The 15,195-nt window shown below is 74.2% G+C and carries 8 protein-coding genes and 1 tRNA gene; 2 read left to right on the top strand and 7 right to left on the bottom strand.

Annotated elements, in window-relative coordinates; all coding sequences use genetic code 11:
• Positions 1-89: 89 nt before the first annotated feature.
• The gene (locus ACGFYH_RS23205) at positions 90-851 is read left to right on the top strand and encodes a Clp protease N-terminal domain-containing protein (RefSeq protein ID WP_393805069.1); all 762 of its coding nucleotides are present in this window, start codon (positions 90-92) and stop codon (positions 849-851) included.
• A 58-nt stretch (positions 852-909) separates the two neighbouring features.
• Complete coding sequence (locus tag ACGFYH_RS23200) at positions 910-2,601, top strand: bifunctional 3'-5' exonuclease/DNA polymerase (protein ID WP_393805068.1); 1,692 nt, start codon at positions 910-912, stop codon at positions 2,599-2,601.
• A gap of 253 nt (positions 2,602-2,854) precedes the next feature.
• Here ACGFYH_RS23200 and ACGFYH_RS23195 read toward each other — a convergent pair whose 3' ends face one another.
• From ACGFYH_RS23195 to ACGFYH_RS23165, 7 genes are all read right to left on the bottom strand, one after another.
• Positions 2,855-4,141: a TIGR02679 family protein gene (locus ACGFYH_RS23195; RefSeq protein WP_393805067.1), complete on the bottom strand. Its 1,287-nt coding sequence runs from the start codon at positions 4,139-4,141 to the stop codon at positions 2,855-2,857.
• The gene (locus ACGFYH_RS23190; RefSeq protein ID WP_393805066.1) at positions 4,131-8,303 is read right to left on the bottom strand and encodes a TIGR02680 family protein; all 4,173 of its coding nucleotides are present in this window, start codon (positions 8,301-8,303) and stop codon (positions 4,131-4,133) included. The genes ACGFYH_RS23195 and ACGFYH_RS23190 overlap by 11 nt, the downstream gene beginning before the upstream one ends.
• A complete protein-coding gene (locus ACGFYH_RS23185) occupies positions 8,300-9,715 on the bottom strand; it encodes a TIGR02678 family protein (protein WP_393805065.1) in 1,416 nt (471 codons plus the stop codon). The genes ACGFYH_RS23190 and ACGFYH_RS23185 overlap by 4 nt, the downstream gene beginning before the upstream one ends.
• A gap of 13 nt (positions 9,716-9,728) precedes the next feature.
• Positions 9,729-11,276, bottom strand: coding sequence for a TIGR02677 family protein (locus ACGFYH_RS23180; protein ID WP_393805064.1), 1,548 nt, complete (start codon positions 11,274-11,276; stop codon positions 9,729-9,731).
• 576 nt (positions 11,277-11,852) lie between these two features.
• A tRNA-Thr gene (locus ACGFYH_RS23175) sits at positions 11,853-11,926 on the bottom strand.
• Positions 11,927-12,150: 224 nt separating this feature from the next.
• Complete coding sequence (locus tag ACGFYH_RS23170) at positions 12,151-13,770, bottom strand: alpha/beta hydrolase (RefSeq protein ID WP_393805063.1); 1,620 nt, start codon at positions 13,768-13,770, stop codon at positions 12,151-12,153.
• Positions 13,771-13,871: 101 nt separating this feature from the next.
• Entirely contained in the window at positions 13,872-15,077 is a 1,206-nt protein-coding gene (locus ACGFYH_RS23165; protein ID WP_393805062.1) for a DNA polymerase III subunit delta', read from the bottom strand.
• Positions 15,078-15,195 lie beyond the last annotated feature (118 nt).

Raw genomic sequence — 15,195 nt, 5'->3', positions numbered from 1 at the left:
TGGTGGCGTCGCCGAAGTAGCCGTGAAGACCGGAGCAGGACTGTCAACCGTTGAGTGACAGTCCCCGGAGCGCAACCTACGGTTGACACATGTCGACGCATCCGAGCATCACGTCCTCCGTACGACTCGACGAACTCATCACGGCGATCAAGAAGGTGCACGCGGAGCCCCTGGAACAGCTCCAGGACGCCGTCATCGCCGGCGAGCACCTCGGTGAGGTGGCCGACCACCTCATCGGCCACTTCGTGGACCAGGCCCGGCGTTCCGGTGCGTCCTGGACGGACATCGGCAGGAGCATGGGCGTCACCCGGCAGGCGGCGCAGAAGCGCTTCGTGCCCAGGGAGTCGGCCGACCTGGACGCGAGCCAGGGATTCAGCCGCTACACGCCCCGCGCGCGCAACGTGGTGATGTGCGCCCACAACGCCGCCCGGACCGCCGGTAACGCCGAGGGCCTGCCCGAACACCTCGTCCTCGGGTTGGTCACCGAGCACGAGAGCCTCTCCGCCAAGGCGATCGCCGCGCAGGGCGTGACCCTCGACACGGTGCGCGAGGCGGCGACCGCGGCGCTCCCGCCCGCCGTCGCGGAGGTCCCCGAACTGGTGCCCTACGGCCCGGCGGCCAAGAAGGTCCTCGAACTCACCTTCCGCGAGGCCCTGCGCCTGGGCCACAACTACATCGGCACCGAGCACATCCTGCTCGCCCTGCTGGAGCACGAACACGGCGAGGGCGTACTCAGCGGACTCGGCCTCGACAAGGACGCCACCGAGCGCTACGTCGTCGAGGTGCTGGCCGAGTTCATCGGGGCCACCGAGAAGACCGGGGAGGCAGGTCCCGGGCAGCAAGAGGCCTGAGGTCCCGGCACAGCGCGGTTCGGGGGCCGATGTCAGACCCTCCTGCGACACTCGCCGCATGGCCGAGAGGTGGGCGCTCGCGGTGGCCGAGGGCGGTGGCGTGGAGGTCGCCCCCCTCGGCCCCGACGGGCTGCCCGCCGGACCGGTGCGGCGGGAGCCCGGTCTCACCGAAGCCGTGCGCAGCAGGCCGGACGTCGTGCGCTGGGTGTGGCGGTCCACCGCCGAGGTCGGCCCGCGCCTGCTCGCCGCGGGGGTGCGAGTGGAGCGGTGCTACGACGTGGAGGCGGCCGAGACCCTCCTGCTCGGCCACGAGGGGCGGCACGGGGAGCCGCGCTCGGCCGCGGCCGCCCTGGCCCGGCTGCGCGGCGGCCCCGTACCGCCCGATCCGCCGCAGCGCTCCGCCGAGCCGGGCGCGCAGTCCTCGCTGTTCGAACCGCAGGCCGTGCACCTCCCCCTGACCGACCTGCTCGCCGTCTACGCCGAGCAGCGGCACCGCCACGACCGGGCCGCGCACCCCGGCCGCATGCGGCTGCTGACGGCGGCCGAGTCGGCGGGGATGCTGGTGGCCGCCGAGATGAACCGCGCGGGGCTGCCCTGGCGGGCCGACGTGCATCGCGAGGTGCTGCACGACCTGCTGGGCGAGCGTTACGCGGGCGGGGGTGAGCCGCGTCGGCTGGCCGAGCTGGCGGAGGAGGTGTCGGCGGCGTTCGGGCGCCGGGTGCGACCGGACCTGCCCGCGGACGTGGTCAGGGCGTTCGGGCAGGCGGGCGTGAAGGTGGGTTCCACCCGCCGGTGGGAGCTGGAGTCACTGGACCACCCGGCCGTGCAGCCGCTGATCGAGTACAAGAAGCTGTACCGGATCTGGGTCGCCCACGGCTGGTCCTGGCTCCAGGACTGGGTGCGCGACGGACGGTTCCGCCCCGAGTTCCTGGCGGGCGGCACCGTCACCGGACGCTGGGTGACCAACGGTGGGGGCGGACTGCAGATCCCCAAGGTGATCCGGCGGGCCGTCGTCGCCGACCCGGGCTGGCGGCTGGTGGTCGCCGACGCCGACCAGATGGAGCCGCGCGTGCTGGCGGCGATCTCCCGCGACCCCGCTCTGATGGAGGTGGCCGGCCGGGAGGCCGACCTCTACCAGTCCGTCTCCGACCGCGCCTTCTCCGGCGACCGCGCGCAGGCCAAGCTCGCCGTGCTCGGCGCGGTCTACGGCCAGACCTCCGGCGACGGCCTCAAGAACCTCGCCGCGCTCAGACGCCGCTTCCCCGCTGCGGTGGCGTACGTCGACGACGCGGCCCGCGCGGGCGAGGAGGGCCGGCTCGTGCGGACCTGGCTGGGCCGCACCTGCCCGCCCGCGCCCGGTGCGGCCGACGGCACCGAGGAGGCGGGCCTGCCGCAGGACGACCCCGCCGGCACCGCGGACCGCCCGCAGGAGTGGGTGCCGGGCTACGCGTCCACCAACGCCCGCGCGCGGGGCCGCTTCGCCCGCAACTTCGTCGTCCAGGGCAGCGCCGCCGACTGGGCCCTGCTGCTGCTCGCCGGGCTGCGCCGGGCCTGCGCGGACATGGCGGCCGAGCTGGTCTTCTTCCAGCACGACGAGGTGATCGTGCACTGCCCCGAGGAGGAGACCGACACCGTCGTCGCGGCGATCCGGGAGGCGGCGGAGCTGGCGGGACGACTGACGTTCGGCCCGACGCCGGTCCGCTTTCCGTTCACGACCGCGGTGGTGGAGTGCTACGCGGACGCGAAGTGAGGGGCGACGGCCGCACGGGGCGGGCAGGGCCGGCCGGCCCTGCCTCCATGGCCACCCCGAGACCGTCCGGCCGCGCCACCACCATCTGCGGTAGCAGCAAACCGGCACTCGCTGAGAAGACGCACGCGATCAGGAGGAGACACGGGCGAGGTCGCCCGGGGACCAGGATCCGCGGTCCGCACGGCTGGTTCTGCTCGCGACGCCGGCGGCGGCTCCAGGGAATCGTCGGTGACGACGGCCACCGGACTCCGAGTCAGGCACGGCTGAGGTCGGAAAGGAGGGCGGGCAGGAGGCGTTCCTCCATGACCGTGCTGCCCGACGCCTGCATCGCGAGGGCCAGTCGGGGGTCCCAGGGGCTGGCCGCGGGCGGTCCCGCGAGCGGTGTGGACTCACCCTCGTCGAGTGCCGCCGTGTAGTCGGCGGCCGTCATCCGCCAGAGGCGGGCGCCGTAGCGGTCCACGGCGTCCGCGGTGATGCGCAGGCCGGCCCAGTCGAAGTCGGCGCGCCAGTGCAGCCGGGCTCCCGCGCGCACGGCGTCGCCGAGCAGTTTGTGGCAGGCGGCGGACGGGACGCCCTCGGTGCACACGAGGGCCGCGCCGGTGTCCTGGAGTTCGCCGGCGGCGGCGCGCAGTACGGCCGGGTTCTCGCAGACGTGGATGGTGCGGGCGGCGGGGACGACGGGGTCGGTGGCCAGCTGCTGGAGGGTGAGCCGAAAGGGGATGCCGAAGTCCGCGGCGCCGCGCAGCCAGTCGCAGACGACGGTGTCGCCCTCGGCGCCGATGTTGAGGACGAGTACCTGGCTGGCGAGGTCGTCCGCGATGGCGCCGGCGCTCTCCCACAGGGCGCGCCGCCCGGCCCGGTCACGCGGCACGGCGAAACCGCCGCCGGTGCGCTGGGCGAGGGCACGCAGGACGAGCTGTTCGAGCGGCGTGCCGGGAACAAGAGCCTTGGTGTCGCCGGTGGCCCACTCCGCGAGAACCGGCAGCGGCAGGACGGCGGGAGATCGTTCCGGGGGGCCTGCGACACGGTCCCCGTCACCGGGGAGCCTCTCCAGAACGCGCACCGCCGCGTCGAGAAGCGGCGCGTCCCCCCGGCGTACGAGACGGGTGAGGGTGCCGTCGGCGGCGATCCGGTCCAGCCATGCGGCGAACCACCCCCGCCCGGCGAGCCGACTGGAGTGGGCGGACTCCAGGGCCTGTTCGCGGCGTGCTTCCTCACCGGCCCGTTCGGCCGGACGGTCACGCAAGGGGCCGTGGAGCCGGCCGAGGGTCTGGAGGAGACCGGTGCCGTAACGGTCGTACAGATACCCGTCCAGGTCACGCAGGGGTACGGCGAGGCGCTTGGCGGTCTCGGACCGGTAGCGGCCGGTGACGCCGATGACGATACGGCGCTCGGCCTCGCCGGGCCCCGTGAGCCCGATGTCGCCGTCGAGCGCGCCCCCCGTGCGCTCCAGTCTGCGGCGGGCGGCGGCGAGCAGCCGGGCCCATCCCTCGCCGCGCAACTCGTCGTACCCGTGATCTTCACCCCGCTCAGCCGGCAACCGGGGCCTCCTCGGGGGCCGGGACGCGGCGGGTGCCGGGCGAGCCGAGGGCGGCGGTGAGGTCGCCGGTGTCGTCGGCGAGGAGCCGGGCGCCGTCCCAGACGAGCAGCAGCGCGGAGACGGTGTGGTCGACGGCCGTGTGCGCGAGGTCGTAGTGGGCGGCGGCGGACACGGAGGCGTGGGCGGCCCACAGGTCGTAGCCGGTCATGAACAGGTCGAGGTCGAACTGCGCGGCCAGTGACATGAGTTCGCCCCGCCCGGTGTCGTCCACCCCGGCGAAGGCCTCGTCCAGGGCGAGCAGACGCGGGGCGTGCGGATCGGCGGAGTTGAGCATGGCGTGCGCGGCGGCGAACAGCGGCAGGTGCAGCGACACGGACTGCTCACCGCCGGACAGGCGGCTGTGCCGGGCGCGGGTGAGTCGCTCTTCGCTCTTGTCCGGGCGTACGAGCTGGAACGCGAACTGCCGCCGGCGCCGGTAGTCGAGGGTCTCGGCGAGCAGCTCGCGGTAGGGCTGGTCGCGGTGACGGGCGCGGGCGGTCTTGATCTGCGCGGCGAAGTGGACGCGCACCCGGGCCAGCCCCTCCGGGCCGAGGCGGGCGGCGTCCGAGTCGAGGAGGGCGCAGACGGCGCGCTGTTCGTCGTCGAGGTGGTCGGCGAGCAGCCAGCTCACCCCGACCGTCGTCCCCGAGGACATCGTGCGCCGTCGCATGTCGGTGTTCATCCTCCGGATCAGGTCGCGGGCGTCGACCGTGCGGTCGTGGATCTGCTGGGCGAGCCGGGTGAGCAGGGCGTCCTCCAGGATGCGCTGCTCGGACTCGGAGAGCAGTTCGGCCTGGTCACGGCGGTGGGAGGAGATCTTCTGGGCGAAGGCGGCGACCGGCAGCGGACCCTCCTCGTCGGCCACGCGGACGAGGATGACCCCGTCGGAGCCGTCCCATTCGGGCCGGTAGTCCTGTCCGGCCGCGGCAAGCTGCGCCTGGAGGTCGTCCAGGGCCTTGGTGAGCCGGGTGACGGACTGCTTGAGGCTGGTCTCGGTGGGGGCGAGGTCGCGGGTCGCGGAGAGGATCGCCTCGTGTACGGCGGCCACGGCCGGCGGGAGTGCCTCACCGGTCCAGTCGGCCTCCTGGCCGGGCCACGCGAGGCCGGGCGGGCAGCGCAGGATGTCGAGGAGTTCGCGGGCGGCGTACGGGCGCAGGGAGCGCGCGGTGTCCTTCTCCTCCGCCGCGGCGACCGACCGGGCCTCGGCGGCGGCCGTACGGCGGGCCTCGGCCGCGGCGGTGCCCGCGATCGCGCCGTGCTGAGCGGTGCGGGCCGCTTCGACCTCCCCCACCAGGGCGTCGATGCCGTCCTCGGCCTCCTGGACCTGGCGCATCACCTCCTGCGCCTCGGCCCCGACGGCTTCCTGGAGGGCCTCAAGTCCCGCGGCCTCCTCGGCGTGCCGGCGGCGCGCGGCGCGCTCGGTGTCCAGCGCCGCCTCCTCGTCCTCGGCGGCGGCGGTGAGCCGTTCGGCGGCTGCCTGTGAGGCCTCGGTCTGGCGGGCGTGTTCGCGGCGGCGGGCCGCCAGTTCGCGGACCGCGGTCTCGAAGGCGCGGGTGGCGGTCTCGACGGCGTCGACGCGGTCGGTCTCGATGACGTGCTCGGCGCCGGCACGACGCAGGGCGCGCTCGGCGACCGAGCAGGCGGCCACCGACTCGTCGTACGCGGTCCGGGCGGCGTCGGCGGCGTCGCGGGTGGCGCGCAGCCTCGCCGCGGTCCGGTCGAGCCCGCGCAGCGCCTGTGTGATGCCGGTGGTGCGGGGCAGGGCGGCGCGGGCGGCGGCATACGCGTCGAGGGCGGCGTCGGTACGGGCCTGCGCGTGCGCCAACTCTTCGCGCTGAGCGGAGAGTTCGGCCAACGACGTCTCGCAGGCGGCGATCCGGGCGGCGCGCCGACGGGCGCGGGCGGTGGCGCCGACGTACTCGGCGTGCTCCTTGGTGTGGGCACCGACCAGGACCCCGGCCGCGTACCGGCCGTCGGGGCTGATCTGCGGGATGCCCGAGTCGAGGTCTCCGGTGACGGCGACGGAGCGCAGTACGGCGGTGATCCGGGCGGCGGTCGGGATCGCGTCGCCGGTGTCGGGGGCCTCGGGGCGCAGGAGGTCGGCCAGACTCGGTCCGCTCAGCGGGGCGCCGGCACGGAGGTAGCCCTCGCTGTGCCCGGGCGTCACGGGGGTGTCCTCGGCGGTGACAAGGGCGTCGAGGAGGCCCGACGCCTCCAGGGCCGCTTCCAGGTCCGCCTGTTGACGGCCCGTCAGCTTGTCGTCGAAGTCGACGAGCCGCCACAGCGGAACGCCCTCGCCGGGCACCCTCCCCCGGGGGCACCCCCTCTGGGGGACTTCGGCCGGGGGGACCCCCGTCTCGCTCCGCTCCGCGGTGCGGCCGCGGGCCGGGGGCGGGGCGTCGTCGTGTTCGGCGGCGATCCGGTCGCGTTCGGCCTCCGTATCGGCGCGGCGGCGCTCCACGTCGGTGCGCTGGGCGCGCAGGGCGGCGAGGGTGTCGCGCACTTCCTGCACGGCGGGCGCGGTGGCCTCGGCGAAGGCGTCGGCGAGCGTGAACGCCTCGGCCTCGCCGGTGAGTGCGAGGGCCTCGGCGAGTCGGCCGGCCCCCTCCTCGGTCAGCAGTTCACCATGTGTGCCCATCCACTGGCCGAAGGCCGTACGGGCCTGTTCGCGGGCGGCGCGAAGGGCCGACTCGGCGGCGGTCTCCGCGGTTTCGGCCGCGGTGACGGCCTCCTCGGCACGGTCGAGGGACACCCGGGCGAGGTCGCGGGTCTGCTCGGCGCCGCGTGCCGTCTGCTGGGCGGCGCGCACGGCCCGTACGCCCTCGTGGCGGGCGGCGGCGAGGGCGGCGGAGCGTTCGGCGAGGCGGGCGGGTTCGGCGTCGGCCGGGGTCCAGGGCAGGCCGGCGGTGTGCGCGTCGTCGGCGACGACGGCGGCGGCCCGGGAGACTGCGGCGTCGAGTTCGGCGGCGAGCCGCGCGGCGTGTTCGGCCTCGGCGCGGGCGCGGCCGGTGGCGGCGCTGCGGCGTTCGCGTTCGGCGCTCGCCTGCCGGGCGGTCTGCTCACAGGTGCGCACCAGGCGTTCCAGGTCGGCCAGTTGCTCGATGGCCTGGTAGGCGGCGGAGGAGCGCAGTTGGTCGAGCCGGGAGCGCTGGGCGGCGAGCGAGGCGTCGGCGGACTCGGCGCGCGCCTCGGCGAGAGTCTGCCGCTCACGGGCCGACGCCAGGTCCGCGACAGCGGCCCTGAGCGCGGCGGCGCGCTCGGCGGTCTCGGTGCGGCGGGCGGTGAGCCGGTCCGCGGCGGCGCGGGCGTGCACCCGCAGATAGGTGGAGTAGCTCGCGAGGAAGGCACGGGTGGCGTCGTCGGCGGCAGTCAGCCCCTCCAGCGTGCGCTGCACGGACTCCATGTCGTCGAAGGAGCGGGCCGCCTCGGCGATCAGGTCGTCGTCCAGGGGGCGCAGGCCGGCGGTGAGGGTGTCGGAGAGCTTGGCCGGGTCGAGGTTCTTGGCCAGCTGCGGGCGGCGCAACGTGAGGATCAGGGTGAGCAGCTGTTCGTACCGCTCCGGGCCGAGGCCGAACAGGCGCTGGTCGACGGCGGCGCGGTAGTCGGCGGTGGAGGCGATCAGTTCGCGGCCGAGTTCGGCGGCGAGCTGCTTCCTCGTCATCGGCCGGTCGTCGTGGGTGAGGAGCGAGAAGTCCTCGCCGACCCGGCCCTCGGCGACGAAGTGCCAGCGAGCGGGCGCGTCGCGGTGCCGCTGGGCGTGCAGCCCGATGCCGCAGGTGACGGCCCGGCCGGTCTCCCGGTGGGTGAACTCGATCCAGACGTATCCCAGCGCGCTGTCCTGCCCGCGGAAGAGCAGGTTGGACTTCATCGTGCGGTCCTCGGCGGCGAACGGGTTGAGCCGCTTGGGGTCGATACGGCCGTCGAGGACGAACGGGAAGAGGACTTCCAGGGCCTTGGTCTTGCCCGATCCGTTGGGTCCGCGCAACACCAGCCAGCCACCGGCGAAGGAGAACTCCTCGTCCCGGTAGTCCCACAGATTGATGATCCCGGCACGGGTGGGGACGAACCGGCCGGCGGAGGCCGTGAGTGAGGGGGCGACGGGAGTGGGAGCGGGGGTGCTCACGGAGTCGGGTCCTTGGTGGTGTCGTCGACGGACGGGGCGGTCTGGGAGGGCGGCCCGGCCGCTGTACGGGTTCTCACGCGGGCCGTGACCCCCCGGTAGCGGGCGAGCAGCGGAAGCGCGAGGGCTCCGCCGTCGACCCGGACGACCAACGACATGGCGGCCAGCAGGTCGAGGGCCTGGCCGAGCAGCCGGTCCGGGTCGCCGCGCAGATCGGCGGCGAAGCCCGCTCCGTACTCGGCGGTGATCTCCCTGAGCCTGCCCCGGAGCCAGGAATCCGTGACGAAGGGGTAACGGGCCTCCGTCGGCGCATGACCCTCGCCGCCTGGTGCCTCGTACGCCGACCCCTCGTCGGGTTCGGCGAGTTCGGTGATCAGCCCGCGCGACGGCAGGGCCGCGTCGATACGCCGGGCGCGGGCCGCGAGGCGTTCGGCGGCGGTGGGCGCGGGCAGCAGTTCGAGGGCGTGCCGTCCGGACCGCTGCACGGCGGCGCTGATCCGGGCGGCGAGCAGCAGCGCGGCCTGCGCGACCGTACCGCCGCCGGGGAAGCGGAGGTCGGACAGCCTGCCGGAGGTGTCGATGAGCGCCACGCCTTCGGCCCGCCGCTCCACCGTCAGCCCGGTCAGCCGCTCCAGGTCCTCGGCGACGGCGGGGGCCCGCAACTGGCCCAGAAGTTCGGTGTCGGCGTCGGCGTAGTACGCGACCGGGTTCTCCAGTACCAGGCGGCGGGCGCGGCGCGCCTGGTCGCGCCGCTGGGCGGCGCGGCCGGCGGACAGGCCCATCGCGCCGGAGGAGTCCAGCAGCGCGGTGACCGAGGTCAGATGCTGCAGGACGCGGGTCGGGTGGTGGACGGCGAGGAGAATCTCGCGGTCGATGTCGTACAGGGCCTCGGCGCGCTCGGGGTCGCCGGCCCAGGCGGTGGCGGAGCCGTCGGCGAGGGTGAGCGCGCCGCGCTCGGTGAGCCAGGTGACGGCGTCGACGAAGGCGTCCCGGTCGGGTTTGCGCGCGGTGTCCAGGCCGAGTCCGTCGATGCGTACGGCGTCGGCGGCGACCGCGTCGGCCAGTTCCCCGAGCGCCACCTGCGCGCCGTGGCGGCCCAGCGCCGCGAGAGTGAGGACGAGGTAGGCGTAGCGGCGCCGGTCGAAGGGGCGGCCCGCGCGGGTGAGGGCCGGGCGGGTGGCGTCCAGGCCGTCCTGGGCGCGCTGGAGCCGGGCGGTGTCGGCGGTGGTCACGAGCCGGTACCCGAGCACCTCCATCAGATCGGTGCGCAGATGGTCGGCCCAGCGGCGCACGGTCGCCAGCGCCGCCCTGTCCGGGTACCCCGGCGTGACCAGCGGATGCCGCAGGACGAGCCGTACCGCCTTCTGGTAGTCGGCGAGTTCGAGCGGGGAGACGCCCTCGGCGACACGGCTCATACGGTGACCTCGCTCATGCGGTGACCTCCAGGCGCAGCCCGTCGAGATGGAGGCGGCCGCGCACGGTGTCGACGGTGGTGGAACCCTCGGCGGGGGCGAGGGTGAGCCGTACCCCGTGGGCGGCGCCGGAGGCCGCGGTGACCCGGCGGCTGGCGGGGACCCGGGCGGCGAGGGCCACGTCCAGCAGGGCGAGCAGCGCCCGCGTCTCGTGCTGGTCGAGCGTCCGGCCGTACACCCCGTCCGACGCGAGGGCGTTCGCGGCACCGCGCCGCTCGGTCTGTTCCTTGAGCTGCTCGGCGCGGAGCAGCGCCCGCCGGTCGTCGTCGCGGTCGATGCGGCCGGGGCCGTACAGGGCGGGGGTGCGGCCGGACTGGACCAGGGTGCGGGCGAGTTCGACCGGTTCGGCCTCCCACCAGGACGTACGCCCCGGGATCCGCTCGGGGTCGGCGTACGGGACGGCGATGTGGCGGGGCGCGCCGAGCCCGAAGACCGCCTGGAACAAGGCGTGCGCGTCCTCGTCACTCTCACAGGAGGTGAACCACTGGGCGAGGTGGCGCAGTTGGCTCTCCCGGCTCACCCCGCCCCGGCGCGCCTCGGTGACCCGGCGCAGCAGGGCGAGGACGGAGCGGATCGCGGTGACGGTCGCGTCCTGCAGCCGCTCGGTCTCGCTGTGCTCGCGCTCGGCGAACCAGTGGACGATGCCGTCCCACCGGTGCCGCCAGTCGGCCAGCCGCTCGGCGGGGCTGCGGAAGAGCCGTTCGTCGGCTTCGGCCGCGTACTCGATCATGCGGTCCACACCGGTGGCCGCGGCCTTCTCGACCGCTTCGGCGAGAAGCGGGGCGTAGCGGCCGAGCTCGGCGGTGAACTCCCGCATGTGCGCGAGGAGCGTGTCCTTGTGGGCGAGGAACACCTCGGGCCGGGTGTCGTTGGTGCGCGCCAGGTCGCCCAGCATGAGGTAGAAGCGGGCGGCGCGCTGCGCCATCTCGTTCAGCACGGAGTCGAGGCGGCCGAGCTTGCGGTACACCTCCTCGCCGTCGCCCGCGGTGTTGGCCTCGGCCAGCGCGCGCAGGTCGCCGAGGATGTCGGGGAAGACGAGGCGGGAGAGTTGCGCGTCCTCCAGGCTCGCGCCGAGCACGTCCTCCACGGCCCGGTACGCCCGGTATCCGGCCTGGGTGAACTGGTACACGTAGTGGCGGTTGCGGTACTCGGCGAGGTTCGCGGCGCGCGTCCCGTCGTACGACCGGTCCAGCACCTGCCACTCCGCGAGCGCGTCGAGCAACGGCTGAACGCCGGCCGAGCCACCCACGGCACCCGCGGCGGGGTGGTCGACGGCGAGCCGCTCCAGCAGCCCCACCGCGTCGGAAGCGTGCAGCAGCACCTGGTAGTTGGCACGTCCGCGGTCGAAGGCCCGCAGCAGCCACAGGTACTCGTGACGCTTCTCGGCGGCGGCGAAGTGGAACAGCCGCAGCCGGTCGTCGAGGGAGAAAGCGTCGATACCGAACGCGCCCTCGTCGACGGGGTCCGGGGCGTGCGGCTCCGGAGCTGCGGATTCGTCACTCACGGATCTTTCGGCTTCCCTTGCTGCGGCTGATACTCGTCCGGCTGGAGACCATCGGGTCCGCACCAGTGTGCCGTACCCCGACCGGTGCGTGTAAGCCGCTCCCCGGCCCGTGCCACCTGTGCTACCTTGCGCCCGCTTGGCGCCGCTACCGGGCGGTGGCCGCCGTGGAGACCCGCCCCGCGGCCGGCTCGGAGGCGGATCGCCGCGTACGCCCCGGGCCGTCCCGTCCCCAGCCGGTCCCCGCGTGCGAAGACGGCCGCTCCAGTGCGCCCCGCCGACAGATCGGACGGGTCGTCGGGCGGCAGAAGCGGAGTGTTCTCTTCGCCGTCACCGCTGTGCAGGGTGGTGGTCGTACCCTTCCACAGCCGGATCACGGAGCCGGGCGGAGCCGTGGAGATCGACAGCCATGAACAAATGCCGAGGTCACAGCCCCGCAATCCGCAACCTCCACTGGCCGTCAACTCCAGACCCACGCATTGCGAAGCGCAGACCGCACGTGCCCGATCGGCCCGAATCCCAAGGTCAACCAAAACAAGAAACCCCAGGTCACGGCGAGTGAGTCCTGGGGTTTCTATGAGCCGCCTTCGGGATTCGAACCCGAGACCTACGCATTACGAGTGCGTTGCTCTGGCCATCTGAGCTAAGGCGGCGCGCTGAGCACCATGGTGCGATCAGCAACGTCGGTAAGTCTACACAGTTTCCGGGGGTGCTTCGCACCCGCCCCGGAGGCCGGGGCTCCGGGGCTCCGGGGCTGTGGGCCTGTGGGCCTGTGGGCCTGTGGGCCTGTGGGCCTGTGGGCCTGTGGGCCTGTGGGCCTGTGGGCCTGTGGGCCTGTGGGCCTGTGGGGCGAGTGAAGCGGGCGGGCAGGGGGTGGCTATGAGCAGCGCTTGCCGTCGTCCGGGGCGGTGCCGCGCAGCAGGTACGTGTTGATCGCGGAGTCGATGCAGGCGCTGCCGCGGCCGTAGGCGGTGTGGCCGTCGCCCTCGTAGGTGAGGAGGCGGCCGGAGGAGAGCTGGTCGGACAGGGCCTCGGCCCAGCGGTACGGGGTGGCCGGGTCGCGGGTGGTGCCGACCACGACGATCGGGGTGGCACCGGCCGCTTCGATGCGGTGCGGCTCACCCGTGGGCCGCACCGGCCAGTACGCGCAGTTCAGGGAGGACCAGGCGAGGCCCTCGCCGAAGACCGGGGACGCCTTCTCGAAGTCCGGGAGGGCGTCGCGCACCTCGTCCGGGGAGGAGAAGGCGGCGGGCAGGTCGAGGCAGTTCACGGCGGCGTTGGCGAACATCAGGTTGCTGTAGCCGCCGTCGGCCTCGCGTTCGTAGTAGCTGTCGGAGAGGACCATCAGGCCGGCGCCGTCGTTCTCCTTCATCACCGAGGCCAGCGACTCGCGCAGCTGCTGCCAGGCGCCCTCGTCGTACATCGCCGCGATCACGCCGGTGGTGGCGAGGGACTCGGTGAGCTTGCGGCCGTCGGCGTCGCCGGCGGGGACGGGCCTGGCGTCCAGGTCGTCGAAGAAGGACTTGAGGTTCTTGCCGACCTGGTCGGGGGAGGTGCCCTTGTCACCGAGGGGGCAGTCCGGCTGCCGCACGCAGTCCTTCGCGAAGGACCGGAACGCCGTCTCGAAGCCCTCCGTCTGTTCCAGGTTCAGGCGGCGTGCGGGCAGGGAGGGGTCCATCGCGCCGTCCAGGACCAGGCGGCCCACCCGGTCCGGGAACAGCCCCGCGTAGGTCGCGCCGAGGAACGTGCCGTACGAGGCTCCGACGTAGGTCAGCTTCTCGTCGCCCAGCACGGCGCGCAGCACGTCCATGTCGCGGGCCGCCTCGACCGTCGAGACGTGGCGCAGCAGCTTCGGCGCGTCCGCTCCGCAGCCCTCGGCGAACTTCTTGTAGGAGTCGACCAGCTCGTCCGCCTCACTCTCGTCGTCCGGCGTGACGTCGGTCTGCGTGTACGCGTCCATCTCACGGCCGTCGAGGCACTCGACCGGCTCGCTGCGGGCCACGCCCCGGGGGTCGACCGCCACCATGTCGTACTGGGCGCGGACCTCGGCCGGGTAGCCGATGCCCGCGTACTGCTGGAGGTAGCCGATCGCCGAGCCGCCCGGTCCGCCCGGGTTGACCAGCAGCGAGCCGAGCCGCTTGCCCGGGCCGGTGGCCCTCTTGCGGGCCACCGCGAGCCGGACGTCCCCATCGGCCGGCTTCGCGTAGTCGAGCGGGGCCTTCATGGTGGCGCACTGGAAGCCGGGGACGCCGCAGTCGCGCCAGTCGAGCTTCTGCTCGTAGTACGGCGACAGCGCGGAGGGCGTGGCCTTCGGCAGCGCGGCCAGGGATGCCTTCGCCACCTCCGTCGAGCCCGCCGCCTCCGCCGCGGGGGAACCTGCGGACGTCGACGCACCCCCGGCCGAGCAGGCGGTGGCGAGCAGCGCGGCGGCGAGCAGCGCGACTCTCAGACGGGTGCTGCCGGTGCGGGTCCTGCGGTGAGTGCGCCTTGAGTGCATCCAGCGAGGGTAACTCTCCGCGAGGAGGGTGTTGCGGTGCGTGGCGCGCGTGGCCCCGTACGTGTTACGGCGTCAACCGGGCGCTCCTCCGGGGCGCGCGCTCAGCCCGATCTGAGCGCCATCGTCATCGCCTCCACCGCCAGCAGCGGGGGCACGTTGCGGTCGAGGGCCTCCCCGCAGGCGGCGATCGCCTCGATGCGGCGCAGGGTGGACTCGGGCGTGCTGCCGCGCGCTAGGCGCTCCAGGGCGTCCTCCGCGTCGGTGTTGGCGATCGCCACGCGGGAGCCGAGCTGGTAGGCGAGGACGTCGCGGTAGAAGGCGGTGAGTTCGGTCAGGGCGAGGTCGAGGCTGTTGCGCTGCGTACGCGCCTTGCGGCGTTTCTGGTCTGCCTCCAGGTCCTTCATCACGCCCGCCGTGCCGCGCGGCAGGCGCCCGCCCTGGGCCGCGCCCAGAGCGGCTTTCAGTTCCTCGGTCTCCTTGGTGTCCATCTCCTCGGCGAGCTGCTTGGCGTCCTCCGCCGCGGCGTCGACCAGCTCCTGCGCCGCCTTGAGGGCACCGCCGACGTCCTCGACCCGCAGCGGCAGCTTCAGCACGGCGGCCCGGCGGGCGCGAGCGGCCGGGTCCGTGGCCAGGCGGCGGGCCCGGTCGATGTGGCCCTGGGTGGCGCGGGCGGCCGCGGCTGCCACGTCCGGCTCGACGCCCTCGCGCCGGACGAGCATGTCGGCGACGGCCTCGACCGACGGCGTGCTCAGGTTCAGGTGGCGGCAGCGGGAGCGGATCGTGGGCAGGACGTCCTCGACGGACGGGGCGCACAGCAGCCAGACCGTACGCGGGGCGGGCTCCTCCACGGCCTTGAGGACGGCGTTGGCCGACTTCTCGTTCAGCCGCTCGGCCTCCTCGACGAGGATGATCTGCCAGCGGCCGTTCGCCGGTGAGGTGAACGACTTGCGGACGGTGTCCCGCATGTCCTGGGCACGGATCTCGGCGCCCACCGCGACCACCGTGCTGACGTCCGCGTGGGTGCCGATCAGCGCCGTGTGGCATCCGTCGCAGAAGCCGCAGCCGGGGACGCCGCCGAGGGCGCGGTCGGGACTCACGCACTGCAGCGCGGCGGCGAAGGCCCGGGCCGTCTGTGTCACCCCCGAGCCGGGCGGGCCGGTGAACAGCCAGGCGTGCGTCATGCTCGTCGCCTGCGGCAGCGGGCCGGCTGCCGCGGCGGCGGTGACGAAGGCGTCGGCGTCCCGGGCAGCGGCGGCGAGCGGCTCGCTCGCCTTCTCCTGCCCGACGAGGTCGTCCCACACGGTCATGGGTCACGCCGTCCTTCCGTCACAACCGAGCAATCACACCGAGCCGTCGCTCCAGGCCGGCACACCGGCCCGTCGCACCGCAACCGCATCGCATCGCACCGCACCGATCCGCATCGCA

The organism is Streptomyces sp. NPDC048392 (assembly GCF_043200575.1).
GTDB lineage: Bacteria > Actinomycetota > Actinomycetes > Streptomycetales > Streptomycetaceae > Streptomyces.
This window is presented reverse-complemented; position numbering and strand designations above follow the sequence as displayed.

Bases quoted from the DNA above. Each gene is read 5' to 3' on its own strand.
- ACGFYH_RS23205 (WP_393805069.1), top strand. From the start codon at position 90: ATGTCGACGCATCCGAGCATCACGTCCTCCGTACGACTCGACGAACTC.
- ACGFYH_RS23185 (WP_393805065.1), bottom strand. From the start codon at position 9,715: ATGAGCCGTGTCGCCGAGGGCGTCTCCCCGCTCGAACTCGCCGACTAC.
- ACGFYH_RS23200 (WP_393805068.1), top strand. From the start codon at position 910: ATGGCCGAGAGGTGGGCGCTCGCGGTGGCCGAGGGCGGTGGCGTGGAG.
- ACGFYH_RS23170 (WP_393805063.1), bottom strand. From the start codon at position 13,770: ATGCACTCAAGGCGCACTCACCGCAGGACCCGCACCGGCAGCACCCGT.
- ACGFYH_RS23165 (WP_393805062.1), bottom strand. From the start codon at position 15,077: ATGACCGTGTGGGACGACCTCGTCGGGCAGGAGAAGGCGAGCGAGCCG.